The 18,990-nt window shown below is 73.0% G+C and carries 21 protein-coding genes; 2 read left to right on the top strand and 19 right to left on the bottom strand.

Features of this window, described 5'->3' with window-relative positions; genetic code table 11:
- The 18 genes from ACIBN2_RS27775 to ACIBN2_RS27690 all read right to left on the bottom strand — a co-directional run.
- Positions 1-98, bottom strand: a 98-nt coding sequence (locus tag ACIBN2_RS27775) for a biotin carboxylase N-terminal domain-containing protein (RefSeq protein WP_279617129.1), incomplete at its 3' end; no start/stop codon positions are given.
- Positions 98-292, bottom strand: a complete 195-nt coding sequence (locus ACIBN2_RS27770; RefSeq protein ID WP_399138204.1) for an acyl-CoA carboxylase subunit epsilon — start codon at positions 290-292, stop codon at positions 98-100. The genes ACIBN2_RS27770 and ACIBN2_RS27775, both read right to left, overlap by 1 nt.
- 5 nt (positions 293-297) lie before the next feature.
- A complete protein-coding gene (locus tag ACIBN2_RS27765) occupies positions 298-1,866 on the bottom strand; it encodes an acyl-CoA carboxylase subunit beta (RefSeq protein WP_399138202.1) in 1,569 nt (522 codons plus the stop codon).
- A complete protein-coding gene (gene fabD / locus ACIBN2_RS27760; RefSeq protein ID WP_399138201.1) occupies positions 1,863-2,843 on the bottom strand; it encodes an ACP S-malonyltransferase in 981 nt (326 codons plus the stop codon). Before fabD ends, ACIBN2_RS27765 begins: the two co-directional genes overlap by 4 nt.
- Before the next feature lie 33 nt (positions 2,844-2,876).
- Positions 2,877-4,445 (bottom strand): MFS transporter, encoded by a 1,569-nt coding sequence (locus ACIBN2_RS27755; RefSeq protein ID WP_399138199.1) that lies wholly within the window; start codon positions 4,443-4,445, stop codon positions 2,877-2,879.
- A 6-nt stretch (positions 4,446-4,451) separates the two neighbouring features.
- Positions 4,452-5,288 (bottom strand): alpha/beta fold hydrolase, encoded by an 837-nt coding sequence (locus ACIBN2_RS27750; RefSeq protein ID WP_399138197.1) that lies wholly within the window; start codon positions 5,286-5,288, stop codon positions 4,452-4,454.
- On the bottom strand, positions 5,285-6,331 hold the full coding sequence (locus tag ACIBN2_RS27745; protein WP_399138196.1) for a beta-ketoacyl synthase N-terminal-like domain-containing protein: 1,047 nt from the start codon (positions 6,329-6,331) through the stop codon (positions 5,285-5,287). The genes ACIBN2_RS27750 and ACIBN2_RS27745 overlap by 4 nt, the downstream gene beginning before the upstream one ends.
- Complete coding sequence (locus ACIBN2_RS27740; RefSeq protein ID WP_399138194.1) at positions 6,328-7,530, bottom strand: beta-ketoacyl-[acyl-carrier-protein] synthase family protein; 1,203 nt, start codon at positions 7,528-7,530, stop codon at positions 6,328-6,330. Before ACIBN2_RS27740 ends, ACIBN2_RS27745 begins: the two co-directional genes overlap by 4 nt.
- On the bottom strand, positions 7,530-8,009 hold the full coding sequence (locus tag ACIBN2_RS27735; protein ID WP_399138192.1) for a 3-hydroxyacyl-ACP dehydratase FabZ family protein: 480 nt from the start codon (positions 8,007-8,009) through the stop codon (positions 7,530-7,532). The genes ACIBN2_RS27740 and ACIBN2_RS27735 overlap by 1 nt, the downstream gene beginning before the upstream one ends.
- Positions 8,002-8,454, bottom strand: coding sequence for a 3-hydroxyacyl-ACP dehydratase FabZ family protein (locus tag ACIBN2_RS27730; protein ID WP_399138190.1), 453 nt, complete (start codon positions 8,452-8,454; stop codon positions 8,002-8,004). Before ACIBN2_RS27730 ends, ACIBN2_RS27735 begins: the two co-directional genes overlap by 8 nt.
- Positions 8,451-9,191 (bottom strand): 3-oxoacyl-[acyl-carrier-protein] reductase, encoded by a 741-nt coding sequence (fabG, locus tag ACIBN2_RS27725; RefSeq protein WP_399138188.1) that lies wholly within the window; start codon positions 9,189-9,191, stop codon positions 8,451-8,453. The genes ACIBN2_RS27730 and fabG overlap by 4 nt, the downstream gene beginning before the upstream one ends.
- A gap of 31 nt (positions 9,192-9,222) precedes the next feature.
- Entirely contained in the window at positions 9,223-9,939 is a 717-nt protein-coding gene (locus ACIBN2_RS27720) for a 2-hydroxychromene-2-carboxylate isomerase (protein ID WP_399138186.1), read from the bottom strand.
- The gene (locus ACIBN2_RS27715; protein ID WP_399138184.1) at positions 9,936-11,684 is read right to left on the bottom strand and encodes an alpha/beta fold hydrolase; all 1,749 of its coding nucleotides are present in this window, start codon (positions 11,682-11,684) and stop codon (positions 9,936-9,938) included. Before ACIBN2_RS27715 ends, ACIBN2_RS27720 begins: the two co-directional genes overlap by 4 nt.
- A complete protein-coding gene (locus ACIBN2_RS27710) occupies positions 11,681-12,532 on the bottom strand; it encodes a beta-ketoacyl synthase N-terminal-like domain-containing protein (protein WP_399138183.1) in 852 nt (283 codons plus the stop codon). Before ACIBN2_RS27710 ends, ACIBN2_RS27715 begins: the two co-directional genes overlap by 4 nt.
- The gene (locus tag ACIBN2_RS27705; RefSeq protein WP_399138181.1) at positions 12,529-13,665 is read right to left on the bottom strand and encodes a beta-ketoacyl synthase N-terminal-like domain-containing protein; all 1,137 of its coding nucleotides are present in this window, start codon (positions 13,663-13,665) and stop codon (positions 12,529-12,531) included. The genes ACIBN2_RS27710 and ACIBN2_RS27705 overlap by 4 nt, the downstream gene beginning before the upstream one ends.
- Entirely contained in the window at positions 13,643-14,812 is a 1,170-nt protein-coding gene (locus ACIBN2_RS27700; RefSeq protein ID WP_399138179.1) for a beta-ketoacyl synthase N-terminal-like domain-containing protein, read from the bottom strand. The genes ACIBN2_RS27705 and ACIBN2_RS27700 overlap by 23 nt, the downstream gene beginning before the upstream one ends.
- On the bottom strand, positions 14,809-16,014 hold the full coding sequence (locus ACIBN2_RS27695) for a beta-ketoacyl-[acyl-carrier-protein] synthase family protein (RefSeq protein ID WP_399138177.1): 1,206 nt from the start codon (positions 16,012-16,014) through the stop codon (positions 14,809-14,811). Before ACIBN2_RS27695 ends, ACIBN2_RS27700 begins: the two co-directional genes overlap by 4 nt.
- Before the next feature lie 4 nt (positions 16,015-16,018).
- Entirely contained in the window at positions 16,019-16,279 is a 261-nt protein-coding gene (locus ACIBN2_RS27690) for an acyl carrier protein (protein WP_399138176.1), read from the bottom strand.
- A 236-nt stretch (positions 16,280-16,515) separates the two neighbouring features.
- On the opposite strand from ACIBN2_RS27690, the gene ACIBN2_RS27685 reads away from it, so the two are divergent.
- Complete coding sequence (locus ACIBN2_RS27685) at positions 16,516-17,307, top strand: 4'-phosphopantetheinyl transferase family protein (RefSeq protein WP_399138174.1); 792 nt, start codon at positions 16,516-16,518, stop codon at positions 17,305-17,307.
- Here the strand turns inward: ACIBN2_RS27685 and ACIBN2_RS27680 are convergent.
- Positions 17,294-17,731: an ATP-binding protein gene (locus ACIBN2_RS27680; protein ID WP_399138172.1), complete on the bottom strand. Its 438-nt coding sequence runs from the start codon at positions 17,729-17,731 to the stop codon at positions 17,294-17,296. The genes ACIBN2_RS27685 and ACIBN2_RS27680 overlap by 14 nt on opposite strands.
- A gap of 224 nt (positions 17,732-17,955) precedes the next feature.
- Between ACIBN2_RS27680 and ACIBN2_RS27675 the strand changes: the two genes are divergently transcribed.
- Complete coding sequence (locus ACIBN2_RS27675; RefSeq protein WP_399138170.1) at positions 17,956-18,858, top strand: hypothetical protein; 903 nt, start codon at positions 17,956-17,958, stop codon at positions 18,856-18,858.
- Positions 18,859-18,990: the final 132 nt, after the last annotated feature.

The following is an 18,990-nucleotide window of genomic DNA, read 5'->3' as shown; positions in this document are numbered from 1 at the left end:
TCCGCGTAGACGGCCACGCTCGCGATCCCGGCGTCCCGGCAGGCCCGGGCCACACGGACAGCGATTTCGCCACGGTTGGCGATGAGCACCTTGCGGATCATGGTCGGGACCTCCAGGAGCCGGCCGGGAGGCGGGAGCCGAGAGGGCCTCGGTCCCAGCTCGCCCTGCGCGGACGTACGTCCGGGGGCGCCGAGGTGCTGTGGTGGGCGGCGAGCAGGACGCCGACGAGGGCCGCGAGGTCCTCGGGGTCGGCGCTGCCGCGCACGATCGTGAAGGACGGCTGGTCGGACATGGGCATCACACCGGAGGGTTGCCGTGCTTGCGCGACGGCAGGTCGACGTGTTTGGTGCGCAGCATCTCCAGCGCACCGATGAGTGCCGAGCGGGTCTCGGCCGGGTCGATGACGTCGTCGACCAGGCCGCGTTCGGCGGCGTAGTACGGGCTCATCAGCTCGCTCCGGTACTCCTTGATCCGCTGTGCGCGCACCGTCTCGGGGTCGTCCGAGGCGGCGATCTCGCGCCGGAAGATGACGTTGGCCGCGCCCTCCGCGCCCATCACCGCGATCTCGTTGGACGGCCAGGCGAGCGAGACGTCGGCGCCGATGGAGCGGGAGTCCATGACGATGTAGGCGCCGCCGTAGGCCTTGCGCAGGATCAGGGAGATCCGCGGAACCGTCGCGTTGCAGTAGGCGTACAGCAGCTTCGCGCCGCGGCGGATGATGCCGTCGTGCTCCTGGCCGACGCCCGGCAGGAAGCCGGGCACGTCCACCAGGGTCACCAGCGGGATGTTGAACGCGTCGCAGAACTGCACGAAGCGGGCGGCCTTCTCGGACGCCTCGATGTCGAGGACCCCGGCGAGGCTGGCGGGCTGGTTGGCGACGATGCCGACGACGCGTCCGCCGAGCCGGGCGAGGACGCACAGGACGTTGGTCGCCCAGCTCTCGCTGACCTCGAAGTACTCGCCGTGGTCGACGACTTCCTCGATGACCGCGCGCATGTCGTACGAGCGTCCGGGGTCCAGGGGCACGAGGTCGACGAGGGACTCGGTGGAGCGGTCCGCCGGGTCGTCGCACGCCAACTCGGGAGCGAGCTCACGGTTGTTGGAAGGCAGCAGGGACAGCAGGTAGCGGACCTCCTCCAGGCAGTGCTCCTCGTCGTCGTGGACGAAGGCGGCGACGCCGGAGGTGCTCGCGTGGACGTCGGCTCCGCCGAGGCCGTCCTGCGTGACCTGTTCGCCGGTGACCGTCTGGACGACGTCGGGCCCGGTGATGAACATCTGCGAGGTGCCGCGCACCATGAACACGAAGTCCGTCAGGGCCGGCGAGTAGGCCGCGCCGCCCGCGCACGGGCCGAGCATCACGCTGATCTGCGGGATCGCCCCGGAACAGCGGGTGTTGCGGCGGAAGATGCCGCCGTAGCCGGCGAGCGCGGTGACGCCCTCCTGGATACGGGCGCCCGCCCCGTCGTTGAGCGAGACCAGCGGGGCGCCCGTCCGCTCGGCCAGGTCCATGACCTTGTGGATCTTCTCGGCGTGCGCCTCGCCGAGGGCGCCGCCGAAGATGCGGAAGTCATGGGCGTAGACGAAGACGGTGCGGCCGTGGACCGTGCCCCAGCCCGTGATCACCCCGTCGGAGTGCGGCCGGCGCTGTTCCAGGCCGAAGCCGGTGGCGCGGTGCCGGCGCAGCGGCTCGATCTCGGTGAACGAGCCGTCGTCCAGCAGCAGTTCGATGCGTTCGTGGGCGGTGAGCTTGCCCTTGGCGTGCTGGCGCTCGGTCGCCGCGGGGTCGGGGCCGGCACGCAACGAGCCCTTCAACTCACGCAGTTCCGCCAGGCGTTCGGTGAGGACGCCGGTCTCGGTCGCGCTCATGCGACCACCTCCGCCGGTGCGGCGCCGAAGCGGGCCAGGGTCTTGGAGAGGGCGCGCTCGTCGTCGGTGCCGTGGACCTCGGCCTCGCGTGCGATACGGCGACTCAGTCCGCCGAGCACCTTGCCGGGCCCCACCTCGACGAAGGCGGCGACGCCGCTGCGGGTGAGCGTGCGCACGGCCTCGGTCCAGCGGACCCGGCCGGCGAGCTGGCGGCGCAGGCACACGGCGACCTCGTCCGCGGTGGTGACGTGGTCGGCGGTGACGGTGGAGACCAGCGGGACGCGGGGGGCGCGCAGGGCGACGCGGTCGAGTTCGGCCGCGAACTCCGCCTCGATGTCCGCCATCAGGCTGGAGTGGAAGGGCGCTCCGACGTCCAGGCCGATCACGCGGACCGCGCCCGCCGCGTCGGCCTCGGTGCGCAGGCGCTCCACGGCGGTGCGCCGGCCGGAGACGACGACCTGGCGCGGCTCGTTGTCGTTGGCGACCTCCACCACACCGCCGTCCGCGCCGAGTTCGGCGCTGACGCGGGCGCACAGGGCCTCCACGACAGCGAGGTCCAGGCCGAGGACGGCGGCCATGCCGCCCGGTATCCGCTCGTTGACGCCTGCCATGAGACGGCCCCGGTGGCGCACCAGACGCAGCGCGTCGCGCCAGTCGAGGGCGTCCGCGGCGACGAGGGCGGTGTACTCGCCGAGGCTGTGGCCCGCGACGGCGTCCGGTTCCAGGCCCTCGGCGCGCAGCACGTCCAGGGTGGCGAGGCTGGTCAGGAAGACGGCCGGCTGGGTGATCGCGGTGTCGCGCAGGGCGCTCGCCGGTCCCTCCCAGCACAGCGTGGACAGGGGGATGCCGAGGATGTCGTCGGCCTCCTGGTAGTAGGTGCGCAGCAGATCGGGCCGCCGGGCGAGCAGGTGGCGTCCCATGCCGACCCGCTGCGAGCCCTGACCCGGGAAGACGAACGCGGTCGTCGTGCCGGTCATGGGATCCCCGCCTTTCTTGTTCGCCGGGATGTGTCAGTTGGGGTGTGTCAGCTGATGTGCGTCAGGTGCCGGTGCCGCGGCCGGCTGCGGCTGCGCGGCCTGTGGCAGGTTGCGGACGAGGAGCAGGACGACGACCACGGCGGCGGCCGTCACCGCGGCGGCGAACCACACGCCGTGCTGGAGGCCCTCGGTGACGGCCCGCTGCTGGATCGCGGCGATCCGCCCGGGCGTGAGGGCGCCCCCCGCGGCCTGCCGCTTGATCTCGGCGGCTGCGTCGTCGGCCTGCGAGGTCATCAGGACGCCCATGATCGCGACGCCCACCGAGTTGCCGACCTGGCGGAACATCGTGCCCGCGCTCGCGGCCACGCCGATCTGGTCCTGGGGTCCGGCGGCGACCGTCAGCTCCGAGGACAGCGGCATGAGGATGCCCAGGGTCAGGCCGGTGATCAGCAGGCCGGGCAGCAGGCGCGTCCACGAGCCGGCGTCGCCCGCCGGGTCGACCAGCGCGTACAGGGCGATGCCGACCGCCATCAGGCCGAAGGCCACGGCCATCGCGGCCCGCACCCCCAGCTTGGCGGCGAGCCGCCCGCCGAGCGGGGCCCCGAGGATGAGCATCAGGGTCAGGGGCAGCAGCCGTACGCCGGTCTCCAGCGCGCTCATGCCGAGACCGTTCTGGAGGTAGATCGAGAGGTAGAACATCACCGAGAACATCCCGGCGCCCAGCAGGAAACCGGCGAAGACGCTGCCGCCGAAGGACGGGCGGCGGAACCAGGACAGGTTCATGATCGGCGCCGCCGAGCGGGCCTCCACGGCGAGGAAGGCCGACAGGAGGACGACCGCGCCGGCGAACAGGCCGATCTCGCGGCCCGAGGTCCAGCCCCAGGAATGGCCGTTGATGAGCGCGAGGTTGAGGCAGAACAGAGAACCGCTGACGGTGACCAGGCCACCCACGTCGAGCGAGGCGCGTCCGGCGCCGGGGGCGCGGACGGGTTCGCGGATGCCGGTGGCGGCGGCGATCACGACCGCGCCGATGGGCAGGTTGACCAGGAAGATCCACTCCCAGCCGGCATGGTCGACCAGGACGCCGCCGATCAGCGGGCCGAGCGCGGTGGCGAGACCGCCGACCGCGCCCCACAGCATGATGCCGAGCTTGCGCAGCTTCCCCTCGAACGAGGAGTAGATGATGGCGAGCGTCAGCGGCATGATCACAGCGCCGCCGACGCCCTGCACCACCCGGCCGGCGTGCAGCGTGGTGATGTGCGAGAGGCCGAACAGGCCGTACTTCCCGGCACCGCCGCAGATCAGCGAGCCGGCCAGGAAGACCAGGACGCCGCCGGTGTAGATCCGGCGCTGCCCGTACAGGTCGCCGAGGCGGCCCGCGGTCACGATGAAGACCGCGAGGGCCAGCATGTAGGCGTTGGCCACCCACTCCAGGTCGGAGAAGGAGGCGTGCAGGTCGGAGCCCATGGTGGGCAGCGCGACGGTGACGACGGTGACGTCGAGCAGGGCGATGAAGAGGCCGAGCAGGGCGGCGACCATCGTCAGGGCCGGTTTGCCCGGCCTGCGAGTGTCGTGCGCCCGTTGTCCTGCATGCGTAGGCACGGCGGGTCAACTCCTTTGCAGCGGTTGGGTGGTGGGGGCGTGGCCGGGTGAGGTGGCCGCGGCACGGTCCAGGAACTGGAGGATCAGCCGGGCCACTTCGTCGGGCTGGTCCACGTGGCTGAAGTGCGACAGCCGCGGATCCAGGTGCAGTTCGGCCACGGGCAGGTCGGCCTTGAGCGCCTCGGCCCGCTCGCCGGCGAGTCCGAGGTCGTGGGGAGAGCCGACGATAAGCGTGGGGATGTCGATGTCCTGCAGCGCGAGCCCGGTGGCAGCGCTGTACTGGTCGAACAGGGCGATGAAGGCCTGCGGCCCCATCCCGTCGAGCATCTTGCGCGCCATCGCGTTGAAGACGTCGGGGTCCATGGTCTGCGCCCGCGCCCCGAGCCGGGTGCGCAGCCCCATCGTCATCACGGTGGCGAAGTCCTCGCGGAACCCGTCGAAGGCCTGCCAGTCGGGGCGCTGCGACGGCGGCCAGTAGAACGGCGACAGCAGGACCAGCGCGTCCAGCTTCGGGCGGGCGCCGGCGGCCAGCCACTGGAGCACCGCGTTGGCGCCGAAGGAGTGCGCCACGACGACGGAGACCGGGTCGGGCACCAGGCCGATGCCCGCCTCCACCCACTGCGCGGCGGCGCCGCGGCTGCGCCAGCGGTAGCTGCCGCCGGTGCGCCAGGGCAGGTCCAGGGGGTAACCCCGCAGCCGCACGGCGAGGCGCCCGGCGAGCTGGTTCCAGCAGTCCCAGGCGTCCTCCAGGCCGTGCACGAACGCGGCGGCGGGCGGGGAGGCGAAGCGGTGGACGGCGACTTCCTCGCCGAAGAGGGTCGACTCGTTGACGGGTCCGCTCATGACGTGCCCCCGTCCCGCGAGACGCGCAGCGCGACCAGGTGGCCCTGCGGGCCGAGGGTCACGAACGCGACGTCCCCGTAGGGCGGCCGGCCCGCCGGACGCGCCAGGTACTGGGCCAGGGCGAGGACACCCGTGGCGCCGGCCTGCGCGCCGCCGCGGATCACCGTCACGCCGTCCGGGACCTCACGCCGGGCGGCCCAGCCCTCGACGGCCTCCGTGGCGTGCGCGGCGTGCTCGCCGAGAGGGACGTGCAGGCGTACGGCGGTGAGGGGCCGGTCGCCGAGGCGGTTCAGGACGGACTCCGACACGCGCGAGGCCGCGGCCGGTTCGGCCGGCAGCATGCGGTGCGCGCCACCGGTCAGCAGGCCGTGGACCAGGGCGCCGCGGTCCCGTGCCGCGTCGGCCGGCTCCAGGTGCAGCAGACAGGCGCTGCCCTCGTCGGCCTCGGGGCCGCACAACTGCCCGGCGCCGTCCGGCGGAAGCCCCTCGACCGCGCCGGTGAGGACCGCGTCGGCGCGGCCCGTGCGCAGGGCACGGGCGCCGAGCAGCAGGGAGGTGCAGCCGGCGGTGAACAGGTCGACGAGCGTGACGTTGAAGGCTTTCAGGCCGTACGTCAGCGAGACCTGGCTGACCGGGACGTTGACGGCGAAGTTGGGGCACTCGACCGGGCTGATGCCCGAGACGCCCTCCGCGAGGAGGGTGCGGTCGATGCGGTCCACGACCTCGTCGACGGCGAAGTTGGTGCCGATGACGACCCCGGTGCGCTCGGGGGGAGGCGCACCGAGGTCGTCCTGGCCCGGCAGGGCCAGCCGGGCGGCGGCCAGCGCCATCCGGGTCGCCCGCGGCAGCAGACGCCAGCCGCGGCGGCCGAGGAACTCCGCCGGATGGAAGTTGTCCAGCTCCCTGATCTCCGGCGCGCCCTTGGCCGGGCCGGCCGCCCCCGCGACGGTCGGCGCGGCGGCCAGTTCCTTGGCGCCGATGCCCAGCCGGCTCACGGGCCCGATGCCCGTGACCGCGACCTGTGCGCTCCCCTTGGCCCTCATGGGCTCTCCTCCCCCGGTGCGCCGATGGCGACGGAGATGTTGTTGCCGCCGAAGGCATAGGCGTTGACCAGGACCGTTTTGGCCACCGGCGGCTCGGGTGCGTCGTGCACGACCCTGAGCGAGCAGGCCGGGTCCAGGCGGCGCAGGGTGCCGACGGGCGGCACGAGACCGTGCCGGACCACCAGGGCCGCCGTCAGGCAGGCGAACGCCCCGGCCGCTCCTCCGCTGTGCCCGAGGGACGCCTTGACGGCGGTCACCGGGACGTCGGGGGTGCGGTCGCCGAGCAGCCGCGCGGTGACCCGGCTCTCCACGGCGTCGTTGGCGGGCGTGCCGGTGCCGTGCGCGAGGACGGCACCGACGCCGTCGGGGGCGATACGGCCCCGGTCGAGGGCGTCGTGGACGGCGCGCAGGGACTGGGTGCCCTCCGGGTCAGGGGCCGTGACGTGGAAGGCGTCGCAGCTCCAGCCCGAACTGAGCACGCGCGCGTACGGCGCCCTGCCGCGCGCCGCCGCGTGCTCGGCGGACTCCAGGACCAGGAACGCGGCTCCCTCTCCGTAGACGGTGCCCGCGCGGTCGGCGTCGAAGGGCCGGCAGTGCTCGCGGTCACCGGCGCCCAGCCGCAGGAACGCCCCGACGGCCGGCCGCGAGACCGCTTCGGTGCCGCCGGCCAGGACGACGTCCGCCTCGCCCTCGGCGATCATCTCCGCTGCGACGGCGACCGCGTAGGCGCCGGCCGCGCACGCCGTGGAGACGGTCAGCCCCGGGCCGTGCAGACCGAGCCGGTGCGAGAGCAGTCCGGCGGTGCCGTACGGGTACCAGTCGAGACCGGTCGCCTCCCGGCGTCCGTCGCGGCGGGCCTCCTGGAGGTCGCTGTCGCCGTTGCCGGTGGCCACGCACAGGCCGACGTCCGTGAGGTCGCCGGTCCCGGAGGCACCGAGCCCGGCGTCGCCGAGCGCGTCCCGGGCGGCGGCGAGCGCGAAGGCGCTGGACCTGCCCAGCCGGGCGGTGTCCGGGCCCGGTTCGCACCCCGGCGCCTCCCGCACCAGATAGGCGACCGCACCCGGTATCGCCGCCCCCGGGAAGGTGAGCGGCCGGGCCGGGACCTCGCCGCGCAGCAATCCGTGCCAGAAGGAGCGCACGTCGTGCCCCAGCGGCGAGACGACTCCCAGGCCCGTGACGACCACGTCGGGCGGGGACATCAGGCGGCGCCCCAGGTCAGTTCGTCGGCCGGGCGCAGGACCGCGATGGCGTAGCCGATCTCGGCCACCCGCTCGTCGCCGACGTAGGACTCGCCGCTCATGATGACGCTGCTGCCGGAGTACTGGTCGACGCGGACGACGTGGCGCAGGGTGTCGCCGGGGAACACCTCGCGCAGGAAGCGCATGTTGCGGGCCGCGGCGAGGATCGGCGCTCCGGCCCGCTCGCCCTCCTTGTCCCTGACCCGCCGCATCCACAGGATCGCGGCGCCCTGGCCCCAGGACTCCATCAGCAGGGACGGCGGATAGGCGAAGGCGCGGTGCGGTGCGCCCGGTGCCAGGCCCTTGTAGCAGGGCTCGCTGCCCGTCACGTTCTTGACGGTGACGATGCGGTCGTACGGCTGGATCTCCGTCACCCGGTCGACCAGGAGCATCGGGTGGGCGTGCGGGATCAGGCCGCGGATGTCGGCGTACTCAAGCATGCGTGCCGCCTTCCGGCCCGCGCGGTGTGACCGCGAAGGTCATGCGCACCTGGGCGGCCTTGTTGCCGGCTGTGGTGCACACGGCCGTCGCCTCGATCTCGTCCGGGGCCCTCTCCACGCACGCGCAGCGCACGTCGAGGGTGTCGCCCGGGGCCAGCGCGCCGGTGAAGCGCACCGAGTCGACCGAGACGGGCCGCGCCCAGGCGTCCGCGCCGCGGGTGTGCCAGAGCAGATGGAGCACCGCCTGGTAGACGGACTCGACGATGAAGGCGCCCGGATAGACGGTGAACTCCGGGTAGTGGCCCTCCAGATAGGGGTCGTCGGCCGAGACGAGCCGGCTCACGGACACCTCGGTGGGCGAGTGCACCGTCACCGTGTGGGCCGGGTCCACCGAGGTGGCCCGCGGGCGGGGCCCGGTCACCACGACCGGGCCCGCTCCGCTCACAGCGCCACTCCGCCGTCGATCTGGACGATCTCGCCCGTGATGTACGCGGCCCGGTCGGAGACCAGGAAGGAGACCAGGTCGGCGACCTCGTCCGCGCCGCCGTACCGCCGCAGCGGGATCGACTTCAGGGCCTCCGTGCGCACCTTCTCGGGCAGCCGGTCGGTCATGTCGGTCTCGATGAAGCCGGGCGCGACGACGTTGACGCGGATGCCGTAGGGCGCGACCTCCTTGGCGAGCGAGGCGCTCATGCCCTGGATGCCGGCCTTGGACGCGGCGTAGTTGCTCTGCGTGGCGTGGCCGTAGACCCCGGCGATGGACGACATGTTGACGATGACGCCCCGCTTGCGCTTCATGAAGCCGAAGCCCACCGAGCGGCAGAAGTTGAAGGTGCCGGTGAGGTTGGTGTCGATGACGGTGTGCCAGTCCTCGACCGGCATCAGCACCATCGGGTTGTCCCGTACGACGCCCGCCGAGTTGACCAGCGCGGCGACGGGTCCGAGCCGCTTGCCGGTCTCGCTCACGAACTCCTGCACGGCGTCGAAGTCGGCGACGTCGCAGGGCGCGTGGTGGACCTGGGCCCCGGCGTCGCGCACCAGCTTCTCGGTCTCCGCGGCCGCGTCGGCGCCGCTGCGGTAGCAGAAGGCGATGTCGTACCCGTCGGCGGCGAGCCGTACGGCCACGGCCCGTCCGATGCCGCGGGACCCGCCGGTGACGAGGGCTACCTGACGTTCGGTCATGTTCCTGCTCCCTTCTTCGAGTCGGCGGCGGTCAGCCGCAGCCGCCCGCGGTGTCGTGGTCCATCGAGCCGGTGCGCTCGCGCAGTTCGCGGGGGACGCCGGCCAGGGGGTCGTCCGCCGCCGGGGCGAGGGTCCCTTCGAGCGCGTCCAGGAAGTCGTCGAGCCGGTCCAGGCCCCAGAAGCGGTGCCGGCCGAGGCGGAAGTACGGGACGCCGAAGATGTCGTCCTCGTAGATCCGCATGAGGGCCTCCAGGCCCTGCTTGCGGATGTGCTCCTCGTCCGGCGCGGCGACCAGGAGCGCGCCGTCGAGACCGGCCTCGTCGCAGACCCGGCGCAGGATCTCCGGGTCGCAGATGTTCTCGCCGCGCTCCCAGCGGGCCGCCATCACCGCGTCGTAGTAGGCGCGTTCCACGCCGAGTTCGCCGGCCTTGAACCAGGCCAGGTGCGGCAGGTCCCACCACTCGTCGCCCTTGTCGATGGGCCACTTCATGGCGTAGCCGTACTTGGCGGCCAGCCGCTTGGTGTCGTTGAGGATGTAGAGGTGCTTGGCCTTGGACATGGCCACGTAGTGGAACTCACCGCCCGCGGCCTCCAGCGCGGCGGCGCTTTCGGCGTCCGGCTCGGAGAACGGGACGAACTCGATGAGCTCCCGGGCGTTCGGCAGCCGCTCCTCCAGGCGGCGCAGCGCCATCCAGCTGAAGGGGCTGCGCAGGGAGAAGTACAGCCGGGGCGGCCTGCGCGGGCTCATGCGGCACCCCCGAGGAGGGCGGCCTGCGTCTTGTCGTCGAGGACGGCGACGGAGCCGGCCTGCTCGCCGCGGCTGATGGCGTAGCCGTGCATGATCGTCGCGGTGGCGGCGCGCTCCAGGCGGTCGCCGCGGCGGACGTAGCAGTCCATCCGGGCCGTGTACATGGTGTCGCGCAGGATCTCGTCCACCCGGAAGACGGTGTGGACGGTCTCCTCCATGAAGACGTCGGACAGCATCTGCACCCGGGCCCGGGAGACCACCGGGATCCAGCCGCGCTCCTCGAGCAGCTTCCCGATCGCGAGGCCGCGGTCGTGCAGGAAGCGGTCGACGACCTCCTCCAGGGTGCGGGTGTACGCCGAGTGCTGAAGGCGGTCGGAGAAGTGGCAGTAGAAGTAGGGAGCCCGCCAGTCCCACAGGTAGGCGCCGGAGCCCTCGGGCGCGAGGACGTCGGCGACCGCCTGGCCCTCGGCGATCGGCAGGCTGCCGGCGGCCGCGTTGTTCAGGGCGGCCACCTCGGGGACGACGTACGGCTCCAGGAAGGCCGGGACGGGCTCGCTGCCCGAGCCGTCCTTGACCGTGACGAGGGCGGCCCGCACCTTGCCCTTGAGCACGGAGACGGTCTGCCCGTCGCGCTCCACCGTCAGGGTCACCGTGAACGGCGCGCCCTGACCGGGCTTCGCCCTGCCGGAGACGACGGTGGCGTACACCTGCTCGCCGACCTCCAGGGCCACCGGCAGCTGCACGGACGAGTCGACGATCTCCAGGCCGAGACCGTAGGTGTGGTACAGCGTCCTGGCGTCCACGCCGCGGTCGGCGAAGTACTGCAGGACCGACTCCTCCACGAGGTACATGAAGTGCTTGAAGCCGATCCAGGTACGGATGTTGGCGCCTTCGTAGCGCGGCTGACCCACGTAACTGGTGGGCTCGCCGTCGAGCAGTTCGGGCATGGGTGGATCTCCTTGAGAGGTACGGGCCAGGAACGCGGCGGCCTCGCGGCTCGTCCGCCCGGCCTGTGCGACATGGCAGAAGTGGCCCAGCGCCGGGAGCAGCCGCACCGTCGCGGCGGGCATGTCCCGGTCGAGGGCGGCGGCCCGCATCGGGGTGAGCGATTCGTCCCGGGTGCCGGCGACGACGAGGGTCGGCACGGTGATCCCGGTCAGGTCGAGGAGCCCGGAGCGCGCGAACTCCTCGTAGAACACGGGGAATCCGCCCGGCACGGCACGCTCCAGGAGCTTCTGCACCATCAGGCGGCGCACCTCCGGGTCGAGCGCGTCGTGACGGCGGCCCAGGTTCAGGCGCAGCCCCTCGACGATCACCTTGCGCAGCGCGGCGAGCGAGCGCATGCGCAGCTGCTCGGTGAGCGGGAAGTCGGCGGGCCGGTAGAACGGGGCGGCGAGGACGACCGCCTTCAGCTCCGGATCGACCGGGCCGGTGGCCAGGTGCTCCAGGATGGCGTTGGCGCCGAAGGAGTGGCCGAGCAGCGTGACGGGCCGCTCGGGCACCAGGTCGAGCGCCCGGGCCAGCCACTCGCCGGGCGATCCCTTCGGCCGCCACTCGTAGGAGTTGCCGCCGTGCCAGGGCAGTTGGAGCGCGTACGGGGTGTGGCCGGGCAGCCGCTCGGTGAGCTCCTGCCAGCACCGCCAGGAGTCCTCGATGCCGTGCGCGGCGACCAGCGCCGGTCCGGTACCGGGTCCGCGCCACACCTCGAGACCGGTGTCGCCCTCGGCCACCTTGGTCCAGCTCATGCCGGGACCCCCGTCGCCTCTTCCACGACGGTCAGGTCCACGGCGGCCCAGCCGTCCTCGGCGTCGCCGCAGCCGACGGTGCACGCCTCGCCGCGGGCGGCGGCGACGGCGGTGCGGATGACGCCGGCGGCTCCGTAGAAGTCGCCCGGTTCCGGACCGGTTCGCTCCACCGGCCCGGTCGTGCGCCGTACGGCGCCGAGCCGCACCCCGGTCGTGCCGGGCCAGGCGCCCGGCTCGCCGAGCAGCAGGCAGCCGGCCCCGGCGGCGAGCGGGGCGGGCCCCTGCGCACGCAGGGCGGCCAGCCGGACGGCGACCGGATCGGCCGGCTCGACGCCGACGACGACCGCGCGCGGCGCGCGGCCCGCGAGGATGAGGCGCCGGGCCAGCGACAGCGCGTCGAGCCCGGCCGTGGCGCCGCTGCACACCGCGAGGTTGGGTCCCGTGAAGCCGTAGCGGATGGCGAGGGTGCTGGCGATGACGTTGCTGGAGGCGTTGGGCGCGTCCATCGGGCTGACCGCGGAGCCGCCGCGGCCGCGCACGTCGGTCAGGACCGAGCAGACCGTCTCGACGTTGCCGAGGTTGGAGGCGACGACGACCGCCGTGCCGGGGGCGTACGGCAGAGGTTCCTGAAGCAGGCCGGGCGGCAGTCCGAGGGCACGGTGGACGGCGCAGAGGGCGAGCCGGGTGGACGGCTCCTTGCCGAGCAGCCCCTTGCGGCCGAGCACCTCCTTGGCGTCCCCGGGTGCGCAGGCGGGGTTCTCGGGTGAGCCGGGCAGGTCGGCCGCGGACAGCCCGGGGACGTGGACGGACCAGCCGGCCAGGTCGAGGGTGCGGGGAAAGGCGGTCATCGAACGGCCTCCACGATCATGACGGCGTTGACCCCGCCGAATCCGAAGGCGTTCACCTGCGCAAGCCGGGTGCCGGTCGGCACCGGCTCCCCGCACACCAGCCTCAGCTTCTCCGCCTCGGCGATCGGCGTACGCAGACCGACGACGGCCGGCACCAGGCCGGCATCCATCGCGGCCACCGCCACCAGCAGGCTCATCAGGGCCGCACCGCCGGAGGTGTGCCCGACGGCGCCCTTGATGCCGGTGACGAGGGGCCCGTCGGAGCCGAACGCCTCCAGCAGCGCGCCCGCTTCCGTCGGGTCGTTGAGGGCGGTCGAGGTGCCGTGGGCGAGGACGAGTCCGATCTCGTCCGCCGTCACCCCGGCACGTTCGTGCGCGTCCCGGATGGTGGCGACGATGCCGGCCCGGTCGGGCGCGGTCTCGTGGTGTGCGTCGCAGCCGAGCCCGACGCCCCGCAGCAGCGCCGACGGGCGCTTGCCCGCCGGGAGTTCCTCCGCCTTCTCGAGTACGACGGCGACCGCGCCCTCGCCGAGCAGCACACCGTCGCGGTCCGCGTCGAACGGGCGGACCATGTCGGACGTGGCCGTGCCGACCCGGCCGATCATGGCGAGCATGCTCTCGGTCATGGTGTCGCAGCCGGCCGCCACGACCGCGTCGGCCTCGCCGAGTTCGAGCAGGTCGGCGGCGAGCGCCAGTGCGTAGCCGGAGGCCGCACAGGCGTTGGCGAGGGTGTGCACCTCGGTGACGTCCGGCGCGACGGATCGCACGGCGTCGGCGAAGTGCAGCTGGGCGAGGCGCAGTCCGGCCTCGTCGGCGTGCCACTGCTCGACCGCGCGCAGCTCCCGCAGCCCGGTGCCCACGACGACGGCGACGCGCCGCCGCGCCGGATCGACACCGGCGTCGGCGAGAGCGCCGGCGACGGTGCGGGCGAGCCACCGGGCGGCGAGGCGGGGGGTGTCCTCCCGGGCGCCGTCCGCCTCGGTGATCGGGTAGCCGTTGCGGACGTTGAGCTTCTCCGGGTCGCCGCACCGCAGCGGCCCCACGCCGCTGCGGCCCTCCAGCAGGGCCCCGAAGGTCGCGTCGAGGTCGCCCAGGCAGCTGATCATCGCGCTACCCGTGATCGCCGTCGGCACGGCTCCACCCCCTGACGACCGCGGCACCGGCGGCGCCGTCCGCGCCCACGGTGGTGATCACGGACAGCTCGCCGTCGCGCGCGGGCTGCGTGCGGTGGCGGGCCAGCAGCGCGGCGAGCTGGAAGGCGCCGGACGCGCTGAACGCCTCGCCCGTCACCTCCTTGACCCGCAGCCGCTCGGGACCGGCCCCGAGGACGGCGGTGACGGCGGCCTCCTCGGCCTCGTCGAAGCGGGGCATCCCGCTCGCCGCGGTGGCCACGGCGCTCACCTCGTCCGCCCGTACGCCGGCCCGTTCCAGGGCGCGGGCCAGGCAGGACGTGAGTCCCTCGACGAACCTCTCGGTTCCCGGCGGGTCGTAGACGCCGGTCTCCACCGCGAGGATCTCCGCGTCCGGGCGGCGCCCGGCCGCGCGGACGGCGGCCGCGCTCTCCACCACGAACACCGCCGCGCCCTCGCCGGGGGCGAGGTGCCCGCCGTCGGTGCGCCGGGCGTAGTGCACCGCCCAGGCCGACTGCGGGCTGAACTCCTCGACGGAGCCCGCCAGCAGCGCGTCCGCGTAGCCGCAGCCGATCAGGTTGCGGGTGTAGCGCAGCACGTTGAGCATCGCCAGGGGCCCGCCCGCGATGGTGGCGTTCACGCCCTTGAGGCCGTAACGGATCGCGCCCTGCCCGGCCGCGCAGTTCATCACGGCGTTAGGGAAGAGCAGCGGGTTGACCAGGTACGGCCGCTCCTGGACGAAGGTGTCGCGGCTGTAGTCGCTGGTGGACTTGACACTGCCCGCGGTGGTGCCGAGGGTGATGCCGATACGGTCCCGGTTGCCGTCGCCGACCTCCAGATCCGTGTCGGCTAGCGCCTCCTTGCAGGCGACCATGGCGAGCGAGGTGCTGCGGTCGAAGAAGGACGTGCCCTTGCGACCGAGGTGGTCGCGGACACTGAAGTCCACCAGCGCGTGGGCCTGCCGGCGCGGCAGCGGGTCCTCGAACATCCCGGAGACGTCCACCGCGGGCGAGTGCCCGGCGGCGAGCGCGCCCGCGAGTGCCTCGATGCCGGTCCCGGCGCCGGAGAGCACACCGAACCCGGTGACCGCGAGGGCGAGCGGGGCTGTGGACGGGGCGGGGGCGGACAGCTGTGCGGCTGTCGCCGTCATGAGTACCTCCCGAGCATGACGATGGCGTTGTTGCCGCCGAACGCGAACCCGTTGACCTGGGCGATCGCCACGTCGGCGTGGCGCGCCTCGTTCGGTACGGGGTCGATCAGGGGCATCTCGGGGTCGGGGGTGCTGTAGTTGATCGTGGGCGGCAGGAACGACCCGGTGATGCCGAGCACCGACGCGATCGCGCCGAGCCCGCTCGCGGCGCCCATGGTGTGGCCGAGCATCGACTTGGTGGAGCTGATCGGCGGCGGGTTCTCGCCGAAGACGTCGACCACCGCCCCGGCCTCCACCTGGTCGTTGGCCGGCGTGCCGGTGCCGTGCGCGCAGATGTAGTCCACGTCCTTCGCCTCGACGCCCGCGTTGCGGTGGGCGAGGCGCATACAGGCGGCGATGGACTCCCGCAGCGGCGCGACCATGTGGTTGGCGTCGCAGTTGACGCCGTAGCCGAGCACCTCGGCGTGGATGCGGGCGCCGCGGGCGAGGGCCGAGTCGAGGCTCTCCAGGAACAGGGCGGCGCCGCCCTCGCCGGTGATGATCCCGGCCCGGTTCTTGTCGAAGGGCGAGCACGCCTTCTCGGTGAGCGCGCCCAGCCGGTAGAAGCCGGCGTGCGACCAGCGGCCGACGGAGTCCGCGCCGCCCGCGATCATGTAGTCGGCCTCGCCCGTCCTGATCAGGTCGTAGGCGTAGCCGAGCGCGTAGTTGCTGGCGGAGCAGGCGGTGGAGAGCGTGACGGCCTCGCCGGTCAGGCCGAGCTCCCGGTTCACCGCCTGCGAGAGGCGGGCGCTGGAGACCTGGCGGACCAGGCCGGCGTCGAGCCGGTGGACGCCCTTGTCCAGCGCGTCGCCCGTCAGGCGCTCCAGCACCTGCGACTCGCCGCCGGTCGTGCCCATGCTCGACCCGGCGCGGGAGGCGGCCAGTTCCTCCTCGTCGATCCCGGCGTCCGCCACCGCGAGGCGGGCCGCGGAGGCCGCGAAAAGACTGGTGCGGCCCCATTCGTCGACGGACAGTCGCCGCACCAATTCCGTCGGCCGGAATTCGTGCACTTCACCGGCCATGAAGTAGGGAAAGCCAGTCGAGTCGAAACAGGCGATAGGAGAAACTCCGTTCACGCCCGAACGCAGCGCCTCGTCATAGGCGGACGCCCCAATACCGATGCTCGACACGGGTCCGAGTCCCGTGATGACTACCCGTCGCATACGGTCAGTCCTGCCAGCCGGCGTGCTGGCCGAGTATCCGGTGCACCTCGGTCAGGTTGACCATCTTCGGCAGTTCCGACTGCGGGATCTCGACCTTGTACTTCTTCTCGAGACGGGCCAGGATCTCGATCGCCCGCAGCGAGTCCGCCTCGTGGTCCTCGACGAACAGGCTGGTCTCGGTGATCTCCTCCGGCTCCAGCTCGAGCACCTCGGCGACAATCTCGCGAATTTCGTCGAGCTGCTGCTGCTTGCTTTCGTCAGACATGTGAAGCCCTTCTCATGGATATTTCGCCGACCGATTCGGTGAGTCCGACATTAGCCAGCGGCGAGACGGCGGAGCCAGCATCCATGGGCGTTCACAATTAACCGGGATATTCCCTTTAACCGGGGCCCCGGAAAGGAGGCAAACATTTCTGCAGGAAGTTGCCACGAGGGCGGCCGTATGACCGGTTGCTGACAGCGCGGCCGGGAACCGCGCGGGCACGCCTACGGTGGGTTCACATGTCCCAGGTGTTTCCCGCGTCCCCGGCACGGGTGTGGTGGTGGCGACTGCCGCTCACGTACACGCCCGCCGATCTGGCGCTGCTGAGCCCCGCCGAGCGGGACCGCGTCGACCGCACCCGCAGCACGCGCGCGAAGGCGTCCGTCGTCGTCACGCGCGCGCGTGCCCGCCGCATCCTGGGCGAACTGCTCGGCGTCCCGCCCCGCCGGATCCTCCTGGGCCGCGCCCCCTGTCCCTGCTGCGGCGCCCCGGACCAAGGCCCGCCCGTCGTCCTGCACCCCGGCGGCGCCCCGCGGATCAGCCTCTCCCACACCACGGGCTGCGCGGCGCTGGCGGTCTGCGAGGGCCCGGTGGGCGTGGACGTGGAGGAGCAACGCCCGCTCCCGACGGGAACGTTGACCGTGTCGACGCTGACCCCCTCCGAGGCGGAACACCTGGCCGGCGTGCCCGCCGGCCCCACCCGCGACGCCGCCTATCTCCGCTGCTGGACCCGCAAGGAAGCCGTACTCAAGGCGGTGGGCACGGGCATCACGTCAGACCTGTCGCTCCTGGAGACCTTCCCGGCCACCCCCGGCCCGGTCCGCGTCGAGGCGGGCGAACACCCCGCCGCGGCCCGCCCGTGGACGGTGACGGACCTCTCCCTGCCCCTCCCCTGGACCGCCTCCCTGGCGACACCGCACGGGACCCCGGGACCGCCGGTCGTCACGTACCACGGGGATTCGGCGTTCGGGCCCTACGACGCCGCCCACGACGGCACCTCCGGCACGACGGTGCGCCTCACACCGCCATGAGCGGTGCGTCGTCCCGCCACTTGAGGATCTTGTCGAAGCTGACGATCGTGCCGTCGCGGCCGGGCTTGACGGCGATCTGGACGTGGTCGGCGAGTTCGCGGATCAGACAGAGGCCCCGTCCGTGCTCGGAGTCGGCGCGGACGGGGCGGGGGGCCGGGGAGGGGGTGAAGCCCGGTCCCGAGTCGGTGACCTCGATGCGGCACTTCTCGCCGTCGAGGTAGGCGGTGACCCGGTACGCCTCCGAGGGCACCGTTCCCCCACCGTGCTCGACGGCGTTCGCGCAGGCCTCGCTGAGGGCCACGGAGAGGTCGTAGGAGATGTCGGGGTCGACGCCCGCCGACTCCATCGTGCCGAGCAGCAGCCGTCTGGCGAGCGGAACGCTCGCAGCTTCCCGCCGCAAGTGGAGTGACCACCAGATGCTCATGCTCCAGCCTCCAGGCAGCGGCTCGACATACTGTTTCTTATTGCCGTGAGTACACCGGTGTAAGCACAGAGTTGACGTGATGCAGCCCATATGGGCGATGCGTCCCGAACGGAATCGGTGTATGTGCGGGCGGCCCGTGCCAGAAAGTGACCTTCCGGCCTCTACGTGAACCTTGCGGACCTGCCGTACGGCGCCCTTGGCGCCAGTGCGATGATTGGCCCGCCATGACTGCCCCCCACCAGCGCGCGGCGCGCTCCGGAAAAGGTCTCCGGATGTTCAGGGCCTCGGTGTTCGCCGCGGTCTGCGTCGTGCTGGCCGCGGGAGGCCACACCCTCGCCTCCTGCGCCACGGTCCCGCTGTGGACGCTGGGCGCGGGATTCCTGGCGACCGTCCTGGCCGTGGTGCCGCTCGCCGGACGCGCCCGCTCGCTCCCCGGCATCGTGACGCTGCTCGCGGCCGGACAGACCGTGCTGCACACGCTGTTCGGCCTGGGGCAGCACACGGCAGCCGCGGCATCGGCATCCTCCATGGCCTCGATGCCGTCGATGCCGTCGATGCCGTCGATGTCCTCGATGCCGTCCATGGCGACGCACACGACGGCCGACGCCACCCTCGTCGAGCGCGCGGCGCGCCTCGTCTGCGGCACCACCGCCGCGGCGATCAGCCCCGCCCAGGCCCGCAGGATCCTCGCCGACGCCCGCCTGTCCCCGGACACCGCCACGGGCATGGGTACGGGCACGGGCTCCATGCACCACCCGGCGGACGCCCTGTCCACCTCCGGCTCCCTGGCCTCGCTGCTGCCGTCCCTGCCGATGCTGCTCGCCCACGTGCTCGCGGCGATCGCCGCCGGCTGGCTGCTGCGCCGCGGGGACCTGGCCCTGCTGCGGCTCACCGAACTGTCCGCGCTGTCGGCCCAAGCGGTCGCCGAGGGCGCGCTCGTACGCTCCCTGCGCGGGGCGCTCGCGCTGGTGCGCGCCCTGCGTGCCGGGCTCCCGGCCGTGCCCGGGACGGGCCCGCACCCGCCGCGCACCGCCCTGCTCGCGCCATCCAAGCCCCGTACCACCGCACTTCAGCACACGGTGATCAGGCGCGGCCCGCCGGCCGCCGCACTCGCCCTCGCCGCCTGACACGACGACACCGCCACTCCGCCGAGACCGGGAGAGGGGCCGCCGTCGTGCGGCACACGCGCGTGCCCGTGCATCCGCGCCGCGCGCCCTCGTCACCGAACCTCACTCGAATCTCGAAGTGGAGTGCATCCG

Origin of the sequence: Streptomyces sp. NPDC050534, assembly GCF_044457745.1 — a bacterium.
In the GTDB taxonomy this organism is placed as follows: Bacteria; Actinomycetota; Actinomycetes; order Streptomycetales; family Streptomycetaceae; genus Streptomyces.
This window is presented reverse-complemented; position numbering and strand designations above follow the sequence as displayed.